The following is a 15595-nucleotide window of genomic DNA, read 5'->3' as shown; positions in this document are numbered from 1 at the left end:
GGCGGGTTAATCGGCGCGCCGTTAAGGCTGCAGGCGTTGCGCGGCGTTAGCCTGCGCCTCCCGGATAAGACCGGCATACATATTCTCCTTGCCGGGATACCACGGCATCGTGCCAATGGACCCAAAGCCGGGAATCGTTTCCATATGTGCGACCATGCGGGCACGCATCCGCTCATCGGGAAGCGGGCCCTTCATCGCCTGGACATTGTCGCTCATGTGGTCGGGGTTGGACGTGCCGCAGAGTACGCTCGTGACGGCAGGATGCGCCATGACCCATTTCAGGAAGAACTGCGCCCAACTCGTCGCTCCGAACTCGGCTGCAAAACCGGGAAGCTCATGGCCCTCGACCACCTTCATCAGGCGGGCCTTTTCGAGCGGCAGATTGATCAGCACGCCGACGCCCTTGTCGGCCGCAGCGGGAAGAAGACGGCGTTCGGCGTCGCGGTTGAAGATCGAGTAGTTCGTCTGGATGAAGTCGACATCATCGCGTTGGACGATCGCCAGGAGCTGGTCCTGCGCCGCCGACTCGTGGTGGGTCACGCCGACATGGCGTATGAGGCCTTCCTTCTTCCAGGCCTTCATGAGCGGGACGACGACCGGCGCATTGGTAATGCTGTGGCATTGCATGAGATTGATCGTGTCGCGCCATGTGCGCATGCGCGATTGGCAGAAGCTTTCCATCGCGTGGCTTTCGTCGCCGAGATACTCTCCCGTTGACCAGACCTTGTTGGCGAGGAATATCTCGTCCGAACCGTCGAACTCTCCCATGAATTGGCCGACGCTGACCTCGGCCGAGCCGTAAAGCGGCGACGTGTCGACCACACGGCCGCCTGCGGCGACGTACCGCTCGAAGACCTGACGCAAAGCGTCGCGTCGGTCACCGGGCTTCAGGTCGAAGGTGAGGAAGGTGCCGAGACCCAGCGCCGTGACCCTTTCGCCGGTCCGCGGCAAGGTGCGGGTAAGAACGTCCGGGTTTGATCCAGTTGTTGGCGACGCCACATTCGTTTCCTGGGTTTGCGCCGCAGCTTGGCTGGCAAATGCCAGCCCTGTCGCCGCCGCGCCCATCGTGCCGAGGAAATCGCGCCTGTTGATCTTTGACTGGTCCATGAGAGCTCTCCTGTTTCCTTAATCGTCAAAACTGCCAGTTGGCGGGGACCCAGGCGTAACCGCCGTCGGTTTTCAAGATCCGGCCGAGGCCGGGGAAGGGAAAATGGAAGCCGAGCACGGGGATACGATCGGCGGCCGCCCTGTCAAAGATGCGCCGACGGGAGGCAAGAGCGGTTTCCTTGTCGCGGTCCGGGCCTGGAAGCCACGGCCTGTCGACGTTGACGACGGGGTGATAGGCCAGGTCCGCCGTCAGCAGCAACTGATCGCTTCCGGAATGGACCAGGAAGGTAGCCATGCCCGGCGTGTGTCCGGATGCGACGATCGTCGTCAGGCCCGGCACGATCTCGGCGCCGGCTTCGTAAAGCTCCACATCGTTCATGAACGGCGTGAGGCTGTTCTTGATGTTTGCGGCGAAGCGCAGGCGGAACTCCTCCGGCACCGGCATGTAGGAGAGATCCGGATCGGTGCGGACGAAGAAGTCCCAGTCCGCCTTCGGGACAAAGACCGTGGCGCGGGGAAAGGCCTTGCCGCCATGTGCGGTTCTCAAGTTACCCACGTGATCAGGGTGAGTATGGGAGATAACGATCGCGTCGATGTCCGCTGGCGCGAGGCCCACAGCCGCGAGGTTATCAAAGATCTGGCCGCCGTTCGGGCCCATGGTCTTGCCGGCTCCGGCTTCGATCAGAATGCGCCGGCCGCCGGTTTCGATCAGCAGCGTGTTGAGGTTGAGTGTCATGTGATCGGCCGGAAGAAAAGCCTGCCGCAGGACCTCCTGAAGCTCGGCTTCCGGCGCATCGCTTGCATAGACGCGCGGCGGGCCACCGATCACGCCGTCGCTCAACACTGTCGCGCTGATGTCCCCGACGCGGAAGCGGTAATGCCCGGCATTGCCAGCGGGCGCGGGCGTGGCCTGGGCGTTGGCTGCGCCGGAACCGGCCAGGCCGGGTATGAGCATGCTTGATGCGCCTGCGACGGCGGACAGCATGACAGCGCGTCTGTTGAGGGTGAAGGCATTCATCGGTCTTCCCTTTCGCATTGGGCACGCTCGGCTTCGCTACGCAGGGGCCTAAATGACCCGCAAAGGAACCGGATGGAGCGCGGCGTTGAACTCTACGCCAACCATGACACCGGACGATTGATCTGATAAGCTGCGCTAAGTTTATCAGCTTGATTAGAAATGCTTCTCAATGAACCCTCTTCGTCTGGACAGCTTCGACGTTTTCGTGGCCATCGTGCGTTGCGGCGGTTTCCGCGCGGCAGCGCTTGAGCGAGGGGTCTCTTCATCGGCCTTGAGCCAAACGATGAACGCCCTGGAAGAGGCTCTAGGTATCCGGCTCCTCAATCGAACGACGAGGAGCGTGTTCCCCACGGAGGCAGGCCAGCGCCTTCTTGAACGCCTGGCACCTGCATTGGGCGACATCAGGCTCGCCATCGCCGAGGTCGATGAACTGCGGGACAGCCCATCCGGCACGCTCAGGATCAACGCGCCCGCGCCGGCCGTCGATCATTTTCTCTGTCCGCTGGTGTTCAATTTCTTGGATGCCTATCAAGAGGTGAAAATCGAGATCATCAGCGATGCGGCCGTCATCGATATCGTGGAGCAGGGTTTCGATGCCGGTGTCAGGTTCGGCAAGCAGCTGGCGCAGGACATGATCGCGCTGCCGCTTGGCCCTGCACTTCGCTACGCCATCGTCGCTTCACCGGATTATATCGGAAGGTGGGGACAGCCGCAGACACCGCACGAACTTGTCAATCACGACTGTGTAAGACGTCGGTTCCCAGGCGGCACGCTCGTCACCTGGCAGTTCGACGAGGCGGGCGAAGAGATTGAAGTCACGCCAACGGGCCGATTGACGGTCAGCTCCGCCCATAACGAACTGCAAGCTGCGCTGGCAGGCAGAGGGATTGCCCATGTCTTGGATGACTACGCCAAGCCACATATCCAAACCGGCCGGCTGGTGGAGCTTCTCACCGACTGGAGCCCCACCTTACCGCACTGGTTTTTATACTACCCCAGCCGCCGCCTCCCGAGCGCCGCCATGCGCGCCTTTCTCGACTACATGCGGAGCTACGACTGGCAGGCCAGGGGATAAATCCGTTTCCGCCGGCGTCAGATCAGGAATTGATAGCTCACCGGCACGAAGCGGAAACCCGTATCGAAGGGCTCTACGTAGCCGGCTGAAGGATGAGGCATGTGATAGCCGATAAACGGAATTCTTTCGGCAGCCAGCATGCCGAATATCCTTTTGCGGCTGTTGGCGGCAGCGCCCTTGTCCATGTCGAAAGAAACTTCCCAATCCGGCTTCTGCAGGGAAGCGACGAAATGGTTCGCCGTGTCGCCGGTCAAAAGCAGGCTGCGGCCTGCCGATTCCAGCAGGAACGCCATGTGACCGGGCGTGTGTCCGGCGGCCACCATGCTCGTCACACCCGGCGCAATCGACGCGCCGGCGCTGATGAAAGTCATTTTCCCCCCGAGGGGCAGGACCTTTCTCTGGATGGCCGTCGCATGCACGGCGGCGGGCGTTCCTGCAAAGTCGGTGAAAGCCCAGAAGTCCCATTCCGCTTGGCTGACGACATATCGCGCCTGGCTGAACGCCGGACGGTCGCCCTCCATGAGGCCGTTGATGTGGTCGGCATGCAGATGAGAAATCGCGACGATTGTCACATCGGCCGGCGTATAGCCAGATGCTGTGATACGGCTCGCCAGGTGTCCGGTTCCGAACTCCCTGCCTTCCTGCCCGTTGCCGGTGTCGAAGAGGATGAGTTCGGTGCCTGTGTTCACCAGGACCGGGTTGAATTGCCCGATCATCCGATCCGACGGCAAAAAGTTGGCGTTCATCAAGGATGCGACCTCGTCGGCACTTTGATCGGCACCGAAGGTCGGATGAGGTCCGTCGAATGTCCGCATGCCATCCAGGATGACGGTGATCTCGAACTTGCCCAGCATGAAGCGATGGAAACCGCTGTTGGTGACCTCTGGTCTTGGTGGAGCGGCTGCGAAGGCGGCGCGGGTCATGATTTGAGGCGTTGAAAGCGCCAACGCGGTTACGGCGGCTCCCGCCTTGAACATGGAACGACGATTGAAGAGCATGGCTTTCCTCCTCCGGATGGCTTCCGTCCTTGGTCTTGACCGAAGGACGGAAGCTCGTTAGCGACAGGTCAAGACCGTGTCCGAACCCCCGCCTGCCGGGCCTCATTTCACGCGCTGGAATTCGATCCTGATTCTGGTCCCGTCCGGTCGCCGGAAATTTTCGGTCATACGGTCGCCATCGACGACGAGCGTGAGATCATCACGTGTTCGCACGCTGCCGATCCAGTTCGGGAATGTCGATCCCTCGACACGGTTTCCGCTGAATTCGCCCTTCTCATCAACGGTGTAGGTTCCGAAAAACCCGATGCTGCGCGCCATGGCCGTGCGATTTTCATCGTCCGTTCCCTCACCACGAACATTGGAAGCAAACGGCGGGATCTCGGCGTCGGTCAGAACCTCCACGAAGTGCATGTCGGGCGTGAAGACGAGAAGACCGTTAGGCTTCTCTCCATAGGCGGCGATATTTTTCCCGCCGGGGTCGATCGTCGCCGACATCATGCGCCAGGTGCCTACGATCTGGTTTTCTGTGGCGGTCTGCGCGAAGGCAGACGACGAAATGCTGACGGCGAGCGCCAAAATGGCTGGTCGGATGGACATGGTGTTTCCTTTCCTGTTCATGAGGTCTGTGTTTCCAGGCGCTTGTCGCGGTTCACAGGTCCTGCCGATCGGCGGAATTCGCCACTTCCCGCTGCGCCTCGATAGCGGACAGGCGTGCCGAGAGCGCCTGTGAGATAGAGGAATAGGCCGTGCTGCCCAATGCCAGCCGCAATGGCGGCGTTGCGCTCTCGGCCGCCGATAGGATTGCGGCGGCGGTGCGCGCGGCATCTCCCTTGATTTCGAAGCTTCCATCGCCGATCGCGCGGCGAACAGCGCCGGCGGGGGTGTCCTCATAGGCGCCCATGGGTTCTGCACGGACGAGATTGGCTCCAAAATTCGTGCCGGTCGGCCCCGGTTCGGCGATGATGAAGTCGACACCGAAAGGCGCCACTTCGTGTGCGACGGATTCGACGAAGCCCTCGATGCCCCACTTGGTGGCATGATAGAGGCTGAAGCCCGGATAGGCGATCTGCCCCCCTTCGGACGAGACCTGGACGATCCGCCCCTCGCCTTGTTTTCGCAAAAGGGGCAATGCGGCACGGATCAGATGAATGGATCCCGTCAGGTTGGTGGCAATTTGCCGGTCGATCTCTTCATCAGTGAGCTCTTCCGCAGCACCGAACAGGCCGTAGCCTGCATTGCTGACGACGACGTCTATCCGACCGTGACGCTTGAAGGCGCCTTCGACAGCCGACCTAATGCTCTTGGGCTGGACCAGATCGAGCGCAACGATGTCCAAACGCTCGCCGTAAGTCTGCCGGACTCGCGTCAGTGACCCTGGCTGGCGAACGGTCGCGACGACCGTATGTCCCTGTGCAAGCAGTTGCTGCGTCATCTCCAAGCCGAGTCCCGAAGAAGCGCCGGTGATGAACCATGTCTTTGGCATGTGATCTCCTCATCTGTTCATCTCCGAATGTAGACCTGGAGGATTGGTGATATAAGATTGGCAATATGAGATGAGATGGTGAGGATAAATCACGAATGGTGCGCCCCAGCCTGAACGATCTTGCCGCCTTCGCGGCGGTGGCCAGCCACCGGAGCTTCCGCAGAGCGGCCGACGTCATGGGCGTTTCGCGCTCCGCACTCAGCCACTCGATCATCGGGCTCGAAGGAAAATTGGGCGTCCGGCTCTTCAACCGGACGACACGCAGCGTGTCGCTAACCCAGGCCGGTGCGCGCCTGGTCGCGCGGCTCGATCCGGTTCTTCAGGATCTCGACCAGGCGCTCGATACCCTCTCGGAAGAACGCGGCACCCCCAGCGGCACACTGCGGATAAATGCGAACAAAAGCGGCGCCCGTATCCTGCTCCAAACCGTAGTGCCGCGTTTTCTCGATCTTTATCCCGATGTCGAGCTTGATCTGGTTTCGGAAGGCCGGCTTGTCGATATCGTGGAAGAGGTTTCGATGCGGGCGTCCGACTGTTCGAGGCGGTGCCCCGAGACATGATCGCAGTGAAGTTCGGCGGCGACGTGCGTTTCCTTGCCGTGACAGCGCCGTCCTACCTCGACGGCAAAGCAAGACCGAACACACCAGACGACCTGAATGCGCATTGCTGCATCCGCCAACGTCTACCGAGCGGAAAGCGCTATCGCTGGGAATTTTCCAAACGCGGCGCCGAAGTCGTGATCGACGTGCCGGGCAATCTCACTCTCGATGACAATGATCTTCTCGTGCAGGCGGCGGCGGATGGGCGCGGTATCGCCTATGTGCCCGAATATTTCGCCCGGCCGTTTCTGGCGTCGGGCCAGTTGGTGACGGTACTTGATGAATGGTGTCCGCCGACACCGGGGCTGGCGCTCTACTACCCGCGCAGCCGGCACGTGCCGTCCCCGTTACGGGCCTTCATCGATCTCCTGCGAGAGGTGGACAAGGCACGATGACGGGCGGTGGGGGAATGGCCTCCGCCCTGTCAGATGGCTCGAGGAAGACCTGCGGCACCCATTGCTTCGAACAGTTTCCGCATCGCGGAGGTTTACCCAATGACTCAAGGCGTCGCTGGTTTGCGGCGCAAGATCATGCCCCCATGGTGCAATGTGTCGGCATCGACGAAATCGCCGTTGGCGGTGAAACCCGTGTCGTCCCAGTACTCGATATGCGTGCCCTCGACTTCGTATCGGCCTTCATAGGCTCGCTCGCGCTGGCCACGGGCTTCGACATAGCGTCCGTTCGGCAGAAGTTCGTGACGAACGCGGTTGTCGTCGGTGACCCACATGCCGACGTAGGGATGGTTCGGCTGCAAATTTGTCTCGCGTGCTTCTACGGATTGAATTGAAAGGGTGGCGGCCACGAGTGCTGCAAATGCCGGTCGCATGGTTTGGCTCCATTAAACGATGAAACTGTCGGTCTGGAGAGGTCGCGCATGGATGCGCGGTGGCGGCTCGGCAGACGTGCCTGCCTGCCGAAGCCGGGCGCCCGTCATTGGGTACGCGGGGCGTTGTTGTCGACCACCTGCTGATAGGCAACGAGGTCCAGGAAGGCTTCCGCATTGACGACGAGGCCATCCTTCATCTTCAATATCCAGACGAACTGGTTGCTATACGGCGCGCCCGACGTCGTGGTCGCCGTTCCGTCAAAGCGGATGATGATCGTGTCACCGTCGGCGAAGATGTTATGCACCTCCGGCACGATCGGCGTCGCGAGGCGGCTGGTCAAGGGGCGCGATGCCTGTTCGACAAAGTCCTGCTGGTTGCGATAGGTGCCGGCAACCGGCCCGGAGCCATGGATCATCCAGACGACATCGGGAGCGAGAAGTTCCGCGAAGACGTAGGTACCCCCACGCCATTTTTCGAAGGCGGCTTCGACGATTGCCTTGTTCCGTTGCTCGATCGCGGCGCTGTCCGTAGCCTGCACCTGCGTTGCCGCGGTGTTGGCGATGGCTGCGCCCGGCAGGGCGAGCGACAGCAATCCCAATGCGATCAGAGCTGTTCGGCTCGGGCGGGCGGTCCGGCGGTCTCTCAAAAGATTGGTCATGGTATCGGTCCTTTCCAGTTGCTGAGGGTTGATGAAACCTGTCGACCGACCGTGGAGCTGAGCGCATCGTCGACAGGCCTCACGTCGTCTCCGCGGTCAGTCGCGGCGTTCGACCGCGGCACCACCGAAGATCAGTTGTTGGACAAGGGGGCGCTGCGTGAAGCGGGCGGGAAAGACGGGACTCGGTGCGCTGATCCGGTCCAGTCGTTCCAGCTGTTCCGGTGCAAGGACCAGATCCAGAGCTCCGAGATTGTCCTCGGCCTGGGCGAGCGTGCGGGCGCCGATGATGGGGGAGACGACGGTCGGATTGGCCAGCGTCCAGGCAAGCGCTACCCGCGATGGTGTAGAGTCGACCTCTTCGGCGACGGCTCGAACCTCGTCCGCAATCTCGATCGCACGCTCGTTCAGATGTCCGGACGAAGCTATGACACCCTTTCGGCTGGCAGACACCGTCGCCTCCTGCGAATCCTCGACGTCGGCAAGGGAATATTTGCCCGTGAGGACGCCACCGCCGAGCGGCGACCACGGAAGCACGCCGAGGCCCAAAGCCTCAGCCGCCGGCAGAAGCTCGTGCTCGACGGTCCGCTCCACGAGGCTGTATTCGATCTGCAGCGCCACGAAAGGAGACCAGCCGCGCATGTCGGCGAGCGTCTGCATCTGTGCAACGCGCCATGCAGGCGTGTTGCAGATGCCGAGATAGAGGACTTTCCCGGTGCGAACGAGGTCGTCTAGTGCTCGCATGATCTCGTCCGGCCGGGTCGTCATGTCCCATGCATGCAGATAAAGGAGGTCGATGCGGTCCGTGCCGAGCTGCGTCAGGCTCTGCTCGACGGACCGCACCATGTTCAGGCGGTGGTTGCCTCCGGAGTTCGGGTCGCCCAGTTCGCGTGCCATCGTAAATTTCGTCGCAAGGACGATCCGCTCGCGCTTGTCGCCGATGAAGGTCCCAAGCAGGCGCTCGGCGCGGCCGTCGGTGTAATTGACCGACGTGTCCACGAAGTTGCCGCCACGGTCGACATAGAGATCGAAGATACGGCGGGCCTCGTCACCGTCCGCCCCCCATCCCCAGTCGGAACCGAAGGTCATCGTTCCGAGGCTCAACGGCGAAACTCGCAAGCTCGACCGTCCAAGAAGTTTGTAGTGATCAAGCGTCATTCGGCTGTCTCCTAGCTGTGAGATCCATGGTAGACGCGTCGATGGGAGCGAACAATTTGCCCAATGATGACTACTGTGGTAACTGCTTCTAACCAATGGAAATCGATCTGAATGGCCTTTCTGTTTTCCTGGCCGTCGCCGAAGCGCGGAGTTTTCGCGTGGCCGCGGAGAATTTGGGCGTTACGAGGCCAGCCGTTAGCCAGACCATCCGACGCCTCGAGGATAGGCTGGGTGTCGCGCTCGTCCAGCGCACGACGCGCAGTGTCAGTCTCACAGAGGCCGGCGAACAACTGTATAAGCGGGTGGCGCCGGCTATTTCCGAAGTCGGACTGGCGCTCGACGCGACGGCGGACCGCGACAACGCACCGAGCGGGTTTTTGAGGCTGGCGGTGTCATCCATCGCCGAGCAGTTCATCTCAGGGCCGCTTCTTGCGCGTTTCGCGGACGCATTTCCTGCCATTCAGATTGACGTGACCGTCACGGACGACGAGTTTGACATTGTCGCGCAAGGCTATGATGCGGGGGTACGACTGGGCGAAGTCATCGATCAGGACATGATCGCCGTTCCGGTGTCGGGCGAGCAGCGCCAGGGCGCCTTTGCTGCGCCGTCCTACATCGAACGTTTCGGCAAGCCTGGACATCCTTCGGAACTCTCAACGCATCGTTGTATCGGCTGGCGTCCAGCGCCACACAGCGCACCCTATCGTTGGGAATTCGGTCAGCATGGACGGGAGTTCGACGTGGCTGTCGACCCGCAGATTACCACCAACGACATGTGGCTGATGATCCGCACAGCCTGTGCCGGCGGCGGCATCACCTTCGGAATGGAGGACACCTTCAAACCTTATGTCGAATCCGGTCAACTGGTCCCTCTCCTTCAGGACTATTGCCCTCCGTTTGCCGGCTTCTTTCTTTACTATCCCAGCCGGCGCAATCTTCCTCCCAAGCTTCGGGCACTCATCGACCATATAAAGCGGTGGCGATAGCGACCACCCGCAACATCGCTGCCGTGACAGGTGCTACCGGGCGGCCACGTCAACGCTGACGCCCTGAGGACCACGATTATCCGTAAGGCCCTGAACCGATCGCGGCGAGCCTTGACATTCGTTCGTACGGCAGCGGACGAATTACCTGCAGCCCGGGTTTTCGCCTCAGCATAACGACCGTCTACCAGGCTTGGCAGGAGGGGCTTTCTTAGGAACTCGGGGCCCGATCTGGTTTTTTCGACCCATAAGCGTTTGTTGCTTACTCGGTGCGCATGACTACTTGGTTTTTTGAGTAGCGCTCTTGAAGAGAGCAGAACCTCAGACGAGGTCATTCACGTCCAGCATTGCAGTTGAAGGGAACCGAACCGACGGCTCGTTATTTGAAATTGCGCGTTTCAAATGACCTAACCTTTGCAGCAACCCAAACCGATAGCGCGGTCAGCAGGAACTAATGGTACGCCGCGCGAGTATTCCTCCATCCGCGGGCAAATGCCGCATACCATCGCGATCAAGCGCCCTTCTTACAATGGCCACTCGTAGAGGATCGTAGTTTTAGCGGTCCCGTCGGGGAAAAGCGTGGTTGCGGGGGCCGGATTTGAACCTGCGGCCGCAACGAAAGCTGTTGAGTTAAAAAGGTGGCGAAAGAGATAGCTAAAGGCTCAACCGTGGCCGCATTTTCGATCAAATCGGAGAAGGCATAGGAGGCGTGAACACCAGTGGTCTTCGATTTCCATCTCCTAATCCCCTGCCCCAGACTCGACCTTGAACCTCCAAGTATTGCCTTTTTACGACCTTTAAGCCCAGAGATGCTCCGGCGTGCACCATGATGATCCATCGTGTCCAAGAGTGACTGAACGTGATCCATAATCATCGTTCCACCGCGGTCATGCGCCGGGTTGGCCTGCATCACGATCCGCACCGCGATTTCGACCATCCCCGCGTTCCCGACACGCATCCGCATCTGAAACGCCACGTGCTCTATGCGATCAGCCGTCAGCAATGGGAACGAGGGATCGGCTGACGCCGTATGCTCATGCGCGGCAGAGATAGGAGAGTGTTGTGCTGTCTGGATGTGCGGCACTCCAGCCCGAACTGGTCGTGGGAAGCGCCATCGCGACGCAACTTCTTCAATTCGCTCCGTTTGCCTATTCCGGGTGATGAGCCACCGCTATATGCCGAAGCCGCTGATCACTCAGCAGGATGCGGTGTTTGCGGATGGTGGCCGGGCGAAGAGGGTGGACGCCTCCACCAGCCGGCCGAACGATTCACCAGCCGGAAATAGAGGCCGTAGGGCATCAGCCGGAGAAGTTTCAGCATATAGGTGAAGCGTTTCGGAAAGCTGACTTCGAAGCGGCTGGATTTGAGGCCTGCCGCGATTTGTCCGGCGGCTTCCTCTGGCGAAACGAGCGGCGGCATGGGGAGGCTGTTTTCGCGCGCCGCCGGCAGATCGGCGAAGCCGGGGCAAATGATCTGGATGCGGATGCCCATCTTGTCGAGATCGAATTTCAGGCTTTCGGCCATGTTGATCAGCGCCGCCTCGGTGGCGCCATAGGCTGCGCTCGTCGGAAGCCCGCCATAGCCGGCGGCGGAAGAGACGATGGCGATCTGCCCCTGCCCCTTGGCTTTCATGTGCCGGATGGCAGGCAGCAGGCAATTGACGACGCCGGAAAGATTGACGGCGAAGCTCTTCTCGAAATCCGCGCGGTTCAATTCCTCGGCATGCACAGGCTGGTAAATGCCGGTATTGAAGACGGCCAAGGCGAGCGCGCCGTGCTCGTATTCGATCGAGGCAAGCACATGCTCCATATCCTCCGGATCGGTGACGTCGCCGTCGAGAACGACGATGCTGCCGCAAAGACCGCGTGCTTCGGCCTGCAGTTCGGCCAGTTCTTCATGATTGCGCGCAGTGACGGCGACTTTATATCCCTCGCCTGCCAATTTCAGCGCCAACGCCCGCCCGATGCCTGAATTCGCGCCGGAAATCCAGGCGATGCCATGTTCGGGACGGGCGACGAATTCACGCATGATAGACTTCCTCCAGACTGCCGATTCAGCACGAAACCAAGTCCGGAAGTTCCTCGCTGCCTCCCGGATTCATGCCTCTATCATGCTATTGTGGCTCATTTCAGCCGATCCGGCCGTCGATGGTCCGGCAGAACGGGTTGATGTGCTTGATCAGCTTCTGGGACTGCCGAGGGGGCAGTCCGGAGGCAAATTGCAAGTCACGCGGGATTTTTGAAAGCAGAAGTCTAATTTTATCGTGGCAGGCGGGGTCCTGGAATAGCATTTCTTGCCAACCCAGCCTTGTGAAGGGAAAAGACCGTTCCTAAACTACCACTTCCACAGAGGCAGATTCCATGACCTTCCACCCATCCGTCATCGAGGCGATCGGCAACACTCCGCTCATCAAGCTCAAGGGCGCATCCGAAGCGACCGGCTGCACCATCCTCGGCAAGGCGGAGTTCCTGAACCCCGGCCAGTCGGTGAAGGACCGCGCCGCGCTCTACATCATCCGCGATGCTGAGAAAAAAGGGCTGCTGAAGCCCGGCGGCGTGATCGTCGAAGGCACCGCTGGCAATACCGGCATCGGGCTGGCGGTCGTCGCCAACGCGCTCGGCTACCGCACGGTGATCGTCATCCCGGAAACGCAGAGCCAGGAGAAGAAGGATGCGCTGAAGCTGCTCGGCGCCGAGCTCGTCGAAGTACCTGCCGTGCCTTACAAGAACCCCAACAACTACGTGAAGGTTTCCGGCCGCCTGGCTGAGCAACTGGCGAAAACCGATCCGAACGGCGCCATCTGGGCGAACCAGTTCGACAATGTCGCCAACCGCCAGGCACATATCGAAACCACCGCCGCCGAAATCTGGAGGGATACCAACGGCAAGGTCGACGGCTTCGTCAGCGCCGTCGGCTCGGGCGGTACGCTTGCGGGCGTCGCAGCCGGTCTCAAGGCGTTCCGCAAGGACGTCAAGATCGCCATCGCCGATCCTGAAGGGGCAGCGCTTTACGAGTTCTACAAGAACGGCGAATTGAAGTCCTCCGGTTCCTCGATCACCGAGGGTATCGGCCAGGGCCGTATCACCGCCAATCTCGAAGGCTTCACGCCGGATTTCGCTTATCAGATTCCCGACGCCGAAGCGCTGCCTTACGTCTTCGATCTCGTCGAACACGAGGGCCTCTGCCTCGGCGGCTCGACGGGAATCAATATTGCCGGTGCGGTACGCCTCGCCAAGGATCTCGGCCCGGGCCATACCATCGTGACGATCCTCTGCGATTATGGCAACCGCTACCAATCGAAACTTTTCAACCCCGATTTTCTGACGTCGAAGGGGCTGCCCGTTCCGGCATGGCTGACTGCGTCGCAGGACATAAAGATACCTTACGAACCAGCAGCGTGAGACCCATGCCAGTCAATCCCCTCTATCGTGACGATTTCTATCTTTCGACATGTGAGGCGGTGGTCACCGCCATTCACGAAGACGGGGGAATCGAGCTGGATCAGACCTGCTTTTATGCAGCCTCCGGCGGCCAGCCGGGCGATACCGGCTTTCTCGAACGCGCCGACGGCTCGAAGATCGAACTCGGCCCGACGAAACACGGGGCGACCAAGGATATCGTCATCCACACCCCGCCTGCGGGCCAGCCGCAGCCGGTCGTCGGCGAAAAGCTGGTGCTGCACGTCGACTGGCCGCGCCGCTACCGGCTGATGCGCATGCACACGGCCTGTCACCTGCTGTCCGTGGTCTGCTCCTATCCGATCACCGGCGCTGCGGTCGGCGAGGACGAGAGCCGCGTCGACTTCGACATGAGCGAAACGATCGACAAGGATGAGGTGACGGCGAAGATGATGGAGCTCGTCGCCCAAAACCACCCTGTCTATGTCCAGTGGATCACCGACGAGGAATTGGCTGCAAACCCCGGCATCGTGAAATCGAAGAACGTGCGCCCGCCGATCGGGCTTGGCCGGGTCAGCCTAGTCTGCATCGGCGAAAACTCGGCGATTGACAGCCAGCCCTGCGGCGGCACACATGTCTCCGAAACACAGGAAGTCGGCCAGATCCACATCGCCAAGATCGAGAAGAAGGGCAGGGAGAACCGGCGCTTCCGCATCCGCTTCGGCGTGCCTGGCAGCGAAGCCTAGAACCAGTCAGGGAGAGATCAGTATGAGCGAAGAGAAGAGCCGTTTCGTCGTCTCGGCCGATTGGCTGCAGGGTGAGCTCGGAAAGCCGGACCTGCGCGTGCTGGACGCCTCCTTCTACCTCCCAGCGCAGAACCGCGACGCGGACGCCGAATATTCAAGCGGTCATATTCCGAGCGCGATCCGCTTCGATCAGGACAAGATCGCGGACCATTCCACCGGTCTGCCGCATACCATCCCCTCGCCGGATTATTTCGCGGAAGAAGTAGGCAAACTCGGCATCAGCGAGACGGACCGCATCGTCGTCTACGACGGCATCGGCATGTTCGCCTCCCCGCGCGTCTGGTGGCTCTTCCGGGTGATGGGAGCGAAAAACGTCTTCGTTCTCGACGGCGGCCTCGATGGCTGGAAGGCGGAGGGTCGCCCGCTCGAAACGGATGTCCCGGCCTACAAACCGGCGACCTTCAAGACGAGCTATGACGCAAGCCGCGTCGTCACCCTGGAAACGATGCGCGACATCGTTTCCAGCAGCGCCCTGCAGATCGCCGATGCCCGCAGCGCCGGACGCTTCGCCGCCACCGAACCGGAACCGCGCGCCGGGATGCGCTCCGGGCATATGCCAGGCGCCCGCAACCTGCCGTCCGGCGTTTTTGCCAATCAGGGCCGTTTCAAATCACTGCCCGAATTGAAGCAAACGATCGAAGATGCTGGAATCGATCTTTCGAAACCGGTCGTCACCTCCTGCGGTTCGGGGATTACGGCCGCGATCATCACGCTGGCGCTCGAATCGATCGGCCATACCGACAACAAGCTCTATGACGGCTCGTGGAGCGAATGGGGCAGCCGCGACGACACGCCGGTGGTGACCGGTCCTCCCGACCCGATCAAGGCCTGAGACGCGCCATGGCGAAGTCCCCCTCCTCGCTCACGGCCCATATCACCCGACTGGAAATGACTTCGCCGCCGAAGGCAAGCCTACCGGTGCCGGTCAACATTCAGACGGCGATCATGCGCGCGCCCGGCATTCCGCTGCCCTTCTACCGCTACCTCTACCGGCAGGTCGGCGCCCGCTGGCAGTGGGTCGACCGGCTGCGGATGAGCGACGAGGCGCTGGCGGAAACCCTGCACGACAAGCGTAACAATATCAGCGTGCTCTACGTCAACGGCGCCCCTGCCGGCTTCTACGAGTATTTCTGCGAGGACGAGGACACGATCGAGCTCTGCCATTTCGGCCTGATCGAGCACGCGCTCGGCCTCGGCATCGGCAAGTGGTTCCTGCTGCAGGCGCTTTACGCGATCTGGACACTGAACCCGACACGCGTCACGACGACCACCAACAATCTCGACCATCCGCGCGCCCTGCAGCTCTACCAGATGTTCGGTTTCTCGCCGGTTTCGACCGGCACCGGTATCGTACGGCCGCTGAGCGATAAGGAACTACTGGAGATTGCCAGGAAGAGCTGACGGTGCACTCTACGATCACCGCGATATGCCCGTAATCTGGTGTCGCTGCCCTTCAAGTGGCCAAAGAAAATGCCAAGGAGCTGTTCC

At 60.9% G+C, this 15595-nt stretch carries 15 protein-coding genes and 2 pseudogenes; 8 read left to right on the top strand and 9 right to left on the bottom strand.

Annotation, left to right across the window (positions count from 1 at the left end; all coding sequences use genetic code 11):
• Positions 1 to 21: 21 nt before the first annotated feature.
• Both N2599_RS05995 and N2599_RS05990 read right to left on the bottom strand, forming a co-directional pair.
• Entirely contained in the window at positions 22 to 1107 is a 1086-nt protein-coding gene (locus N2599_RS05995) for an aldo/keto reductase (protein ID WP_027508856.1), read from the bottom strand.
• 25 nt (positions 1108 to 1132) lie between these two features.
• Entirely contained in the window at positions 1133 to 2125 is a 993-nt protein-coding gene (locus N2599_RS05990; RefSeq protein WP_027508855.1) for an MBL fold metallo-hydrolase, read from the bottom strand.
• Positions 2126 to 2294: 169 nt separating this feature from the next.
• Between N2599_RS05990 and N2599_RS05985 the strand changes: the two genes are divergently transcribed.
• The gene (locus N2599_RS05985) at positions 2295 to 3200 is read left to right on the top strand and encodes a LysR family transcriptional regulator (protein ID WP_027508854.1); all 906 of its coding nucleotides are present in this window, start codon (positions 2295 to 2297) and stop codon (positions 3198 to 3200) included.
• Positions 3201 to 3217: 17 nt separating this feature from the next.
• Here the strand turns inward: N2599_RS05985 and N2599_RS05980 are convergent, their stop codons facing one another.
• The 3 genes from N2599_RS05980 to N2599_RS05970 all read right to left on the bottom strand — a co-directional run bounded on the left by N2599_RS05980 (position 3218) and on the right by N2599_RS05970 (position 5681).
• Positions 3218 to 4198, bottom strand: a complete 981-nt coding sequence (locus tag N2599_RS05980) for an MBL fold metallo-hydrolase (protein WP_027508853.1) — start codon at positions 4196 to 4198, stop codon at positions 3218 to 3220.
• Between the two features lie 102 nt (positions 4199 to 4300).
• Complete coding sequence (locus tag N2599_RS05975) at positions 4301 to 4795, bottom strand: lipocalin-like domain-containing protein (RefSeq protein ID WP_027508852.1); 495 nt, start codon at positions 4793 to 4795, stop codon at positions 4301 to 4303.
• A 52-nt stretch (positions 4796 to 4847) separates the two neighbouring features.
• Positions 4848 to 5681 carry an SDR family oxidoreductase gene (locus tag N2599_RS05970; protein ID WP_027508851.1) on the bottom strand — a complete coding sequence of 278 codons (834 nt, stop codon included), beginning with the start codon at positions 5679 to 5681 and terminating at the stop codon, positions 4848 to 4850.
• 95 nt (positions 5682 to 5776) lie between these two features.
• Between N2599_RS05970 and N2599_RS05965 the strand changes: the two are divergent.
• Positions 5777 to 6675, top strand: a pseudogene (locus N2599_RS05965) (LysR family transcriptional regulator).
• Positions 6676 to 6779: 104 nt separating this feature from the next.
• Here N2599_RS05965 and N2599_RS05960 read toward each other — a convergent pair.
• From N2599_RS05960 to N2599_RS05950, 3 genes are all read right to left on the bottom strand, one after another.
• On the bottom strand, positions 6780 to 7106 hold the full coding sequence (locus N2599_RS05960) for an Atu4866 domain-containing protein (protein WP_027508850.1): 327 nt from the start codon (positions 7104 to 7106) through the stop codon (positions 6780 to 6782).
• A 104-nt stretch (positions 7107 to 7210) separates the two neighbouring features.
• Entirely contained in the window at positions 7211 to 7765 is a 555-nt protein-coding gene (locus N2599_RS05955) for a nuclear transport factor 2 family protein (protein WP_027508849.1), read from the bottom strand.
• Positions 7766 to 7861: 96 nt separating this feature from the next.
• On the bottom strand, positions 7862 to 8920 hold the full coding sequence (locus tag N2599_RS05950) for an aldo/keto reductase (RefSeq protein WP_027508848.1): 1059 nt from the start codon (positions 8918 to 8920) through the stop codon (positions 7862 to 7864).
• 95 nt (positions 8921 to 9015) lie between these two features.
• Here N2599_RS05950 and N2599_RS05945 point away from each other — a divergent pair, with 95 nt between their 5' ends.
• Both N2599_RS05945 and N2599_RS05940 read left to right on the top strand, forming a co-directional pair.
• Positions 9016 to 9906 (top strand): LysR family transcriptional regulator, encoded by an 891-nt coding sequence (locus N2599_RS05945; RefSeq protein ID WP_027508847.1) that lies wholly within the window; start codon positions 9016 to 9018, stop codon positions 9904 to 9906.
• Positions 9907 to 10762: 856 nt separating this feature from the next.
• Positions 10763 to 10927: pseudogene (locus N2599_RS05940) on the top strand (GNAT family N-acetyltransferase); the annotation flags it as partial.
• A gap of 167 nt (positions 10928 to 11094) precedes the next feature.
• Here the strand turns inward: N2599_RS05940 and N2599_RS05935 are convergent.
• The gene (locus tag N2599_RS05935) at positions 11095 to 11931 is read right to left on the bottom strand and encodes an SDR family NAD(P)-dependent oxidoreductase (protein WP_027508846.1); all 837 of its coding nucleotides are present in this window, start codon (positions 11929 to 11931) and stop codon (positions 11095 to 11097) included.
• A 332-nt stretch (positions 11932 to 12263) separates the two neighbouring features.
• On the opposite strand from N2599_RS05935, the gene N2599_RS05930 reads away from it, so the two are divergent.
• Genes N2599_RS05930 through N2599_RS05915 form a run of 4 tightly spaced genes read left to right on the top strand, consistent with a single transcriptional unit; the run spans position 12264 to position 15508 of the window.
• A complete protein-coding gene (locus N2599_RS05930; RefSeq protein ID WP_027508844.1) occupies positions 12264 to 13304 on the top strand; it encodes a cysteine synthase A in 1041 nt (346 codons plus the stop codon).
• A 5-nt stretch (positions 13305 to 13309) separates the two neighbouring features.
• Positions 13310 to 14047, top strand: a complete 738-nt coding sequence (locus N2599_RS05925; RefSeq protein ID WP_027508843.1) for an alanyl-tRNA editing protein — start codon at positions 13310 to 13312, stop codon at positions 14045 to 14047.
• 22 nt (positions 14048 to 14069) lie between these two features.
• Positions 14070 to 14939 (top strand): 3-mercaptopyruvate sulfurtransferase, encoded by an 870-nt coding sequence (gene sseA / locus N2599_RS05920; RefSeq protein ID WP_027508842.1) that lies wholly within the window; start codon positions 14070 to 14072, stop codon positions 14937 to 14939.
• A gap of 8 nt (positions 14940 to 14947) precedes the next feature.
• Positions 14948 to 15508 (top strand): GNAT family N-acetyltransferase, encoded by a 561-nt coding sequence (locus tag N2599_RS05915; protein ID WP_027508841.1) that lies wholly within the window; start codon positions 14948 to 14950, stop codon positions 15506 to 15508.
• Positions 15509 to 15595 lie beyond the last annotated feature (87 nt).

The sequence above is a fragment of the Rhizobium sullae genome, from assembly GCF_025200715.1.
GTDB lineage: Bacteria > Pseudomonadota > Alphaproteobacteria > Rhizobiales > Rhizobiaceae > Rhizobium > Rhizobium sullae.
The sequence above is the reverse complement of the archived record's forward strand: the minus strand, read 5'-3'. Positions and strand labels throughout refer to the sequence as shown.